The sequence below is a fragment of the Cecembia lonarensis LW9 genome (assembly GCF_000298295.1).
Taxonomy (GTDB): domain Bacteria; phylum Bacteroidota; class Bacteroidia; order Cytophagales; family Cyclobacteriaceae; genus Cecembia; species Cecembia lonarensis.
On the sequence record NZ_AMGM01000158.1, the window covers coordinates 1 to 3,465 of the forward strand.

General features: G+C 53.4%; 2 rRNA genes. Both read right to left on the reverse strand.

Annotation, left to right across the window (positions count from 1 at the left end):
- Positions 1 to 2,621: ribosomal RNA gene (locus B879_RS20415) — 23S ribosomal RNA — on the reverse strand; the annotation flags it as partial.
- 592 nt (positions 2,622 to 3,213) lie between these two features.
- Positions 3,214 to 3,465, reverse strand: a 16S ribosomal RNA gene (locus B879_RS20425); the annotation flags it as partial.

Here is a 3,465-nt window from a genome sequence, read left to right on the forward strand (position 1 = left end):
GATCACTAGTCCCGACTTTCGTCCCTGCTCGAGCTGTCGCTCTCACAGTCAAGCTCCCTTGTGCACTTACACTCGCCACCTGATTGCCAACCAGGCTGAGGGAACCTTTGGGCGCCTCCGTTACTCTTTAGGAGGCAACCGCCCCAGTTAAACTACCCATCAGGCACTGTCCCTGACCCAGATCATGGGCCGAAGTTAGGTGACCGGTACAGCCAGAGTGGTATTTCAACGATGACTCCACCCGAACTAGCGTCCGAGCTTCACAGTCTCCCACCTATCCTACACAAGCTGCACCGAACACCAATACCAAACTATAGTAAAGGTCTCGGGGTCTTTCCGTCCTGCTGCGCGTAACGAGCATCTTTACTCGTAATGCAATTTCGCCGAGTTCATGGTTGAGACAGCGGGGAAGTCGTTACTCCATTCGTGCAGGTCGGAACTTACCCGACAAGGAATTTCGCTACCTTAGGATGGTTATAGTTACCACCGCCGTTTACTGGGGCTTAAATTCTCAGCTTCGCTCTCGAAAGAGCTAACCGGTCCTCTTAACCTTCCAGCACCGGGCAGGAGTCAGTCCGTATACATCGTCTTGCGACTTCGCACGGACCTGTGTTTTTAGTAAACAGTCGCTTCCCCCTGGTCTCTGCGGCCCACACTCGCTACGGAACGCAAGGTTCCATCACGAGGCAGGCCCCCCTTCTCCCGAAGTTACGGGGGCATTTTGCCGAGTTCCTTAACCATGATTCTCTCGATCGCCTTAGTATTCTCTACCTGATCACCTGTGTCGGTTTGGGGTACGGGCGGCTAAAACCTCACGTCGATGCTTTTCTTGGCAGCATAGGATCACCGAATCACCCCCCAAAAGGGGCGCCTATCGGGTCTCAGGCTTGAATGAGTCACGGATTTGCCTATGACTCGCCCTACATCCTTGGACCAGGTCAATTCCATTGCCTGGCTCGGCTACCTTCCTGCGTCACACCTGTTAATACGTTTACCTTCCTGGCTCGGGTCCCACGCCGCACACCCGATACCCTTCCCGAAGGAAAGATGGTGGGTCTTTGGGGTGGTTAGCATCACCAGGTCAATATTGGCGGTTTTTTACCGGTACGGGAATATCAACCCGTTGTCCATCGACTACGCCTGTCGGCCTCGCCTTAGGTCCCGACTTACCCAGGGCAGATTAGCTTGACCCTGGAACCCTTGATCATTCGGCGGACGGGTTTCTCACCCGTCATTCGCTACTCATGCCTGCATTCTCACTCGTGTAGGCTCCACCGCTGGTTTACACCGCGACTTCACTGCCCACACGACGCTCCCCTACCCATCCACACGGCTGGACCACGAAGGCCTGCCAAATATATGAATGACGCAACTTCGGCGGTGTGCTTGAGCCCCGCTACATTGTCGGCGCGGAATCACTTGACCAGTGAGCTATTACGCACTCTTTCAAGGATGGCTGCTTCTAAGCCAACCTCCTGGTTGTCTTCGCAACTCCACATCCTTTTCCACTTAGCACACGCTTAGGGGCCTTAGTTGGCGTTCTGGGCTGTTTCCCTCTCGACTATGAAGCTTATCCCCCACAGTCTCACTGCTGCGCTCTCACTTACCGGCATTCGGAGTTTGGCTGACGTCAGTAACCTTGTAGGGCCCATTAGCCATCCAGTAGCTCTACCTCCAGTAAGAAACACGCAACGCTGCACCTAAATGCATTTCGGGGAGAACCAGCTATCACGAAGTTTGATTGGCCTTTCACCCCTACCCACAGCTCATCCCCTCCATTTTCAACTGAAGTGGGTTCGGTCCTCCACGCGCTCTTACACGCGCTTCAACCTGGCCATGGGTAGATCACTTCGCTTCGGGTCTAGATCACGCCACTAACTCGCCCTATTCAGACTCGCTTTCGCTACGGCTTCCCCACACGGGTTAACCTCGCGACGTAACACTAACTCGCAGGCTCATTCTTCAAAAGGCACGCTGTCACACCAACAAGGGTGCTCCAACGGATTGTAAGCGCACGGTTTCAGGTACTATTTCACTCCCCTCCCGGGGTACTTTTCACCATTCCCTCACGGTACTTATCCGCTATCGGTCATTGGGTAGTATTTAGGCTTACCAGGTGGTCCTGGCAGATTCACACGGGATTTCTCGGGCCCCGTGCTACTTGGGATACTCTCACAAAGCGGCAGACACGCATTAGCACTACGGGACTCTCACCCTCTACGGTCCGGCATTCAAACCGATTCGCCTATACGCCTGCACCTCACTTCACCAGTCCGGCAGAACTGATATGGAAAGTCCCACAACCCCGACCATGCAACGCCCGCCGGCTATCACACATGGCTCGGTTTAGCCCCATCCGCGTTCGCTCGCCACTACTAACGGAATCACTTTTGTTTTCTCTTCCTGCGGGTACTGAGATGTTTCACTTCCCCGCGTTCCCTCCACGCAGCCTATGTGTTCAGCTGCGGGTCATACGCCATGACAGCGTACGGGGTTTCCCCATTCGGAAATCCTGGTCTCAACGTCCGGTTATCGACTCCACCAGGCTTATCGCAGATTCCCACGTCCTTCTTCGGCTCCCAATGCCAAGGCATCCACCGTGCGCCCTTGAAAACTTGACCACAAACATGATCAATTTACATGAGCTATATATATTACAATCGAAAGAACCAAGAAAGACACACTCTAAAGTGTGTCCACCAGGTTCAATAATTCATAAGAAATTGCTTATGCAAAACAAAACCAAAAAAGAACCAACAACCCCAAAAGGTTCCTGGTCCCCCTCAATCTTGCTTCACAAGATGCTCGCGTCCACTATACAGTTCCCAAACAACAACCCCATCACACCCACCACCAACACACCCCACAAAAGAGGTAACGTGCCGGCTTAGGCCATGCGCGGGACAATCCAGAAAAAACACAACCCAACACCCCGCACCCACCCCACAAAGAGGAGCAACATGCGAAACATCAGGGCCTGTTATTTCAGGACCCAACAGTGTGCCAAAAAACCATCCACCATCATGAAAACCATTACCTTCCAACCCGCTAGCGAGCGTACTAACAACACTTTTCACACCATGAACAGCCATAATTTGTTGATATTCCACCCTTGAGCACTCGCCCATCAACACAAGTGATGGAAACGAGCAGCACTGAACACCCACAAACAAACCACAGTGGGTCCGATGCCTGGTGTTAGTTGCTCCTTAGAAAGGAGGTGATCCAGCCGCACCTTCCGGTACGGCTACCTTGTTACGACTTAGTCCCAATCGCCGGTCCCACCTTCGACGGCTCCCTCCCACAAGGGGTTAGGCCACCGGCTTCGGGTGTTACCAACTTTCGTGACTTGACGGGCGGTGTGTACAAGGCCCGGGAACGTATTCACCGCAGCGTTGCTGATCTGCGATTACTAGCGACTCCGACTTCATGGGGTCGAGTTGCAGACCCCAATCCGAACTGAGA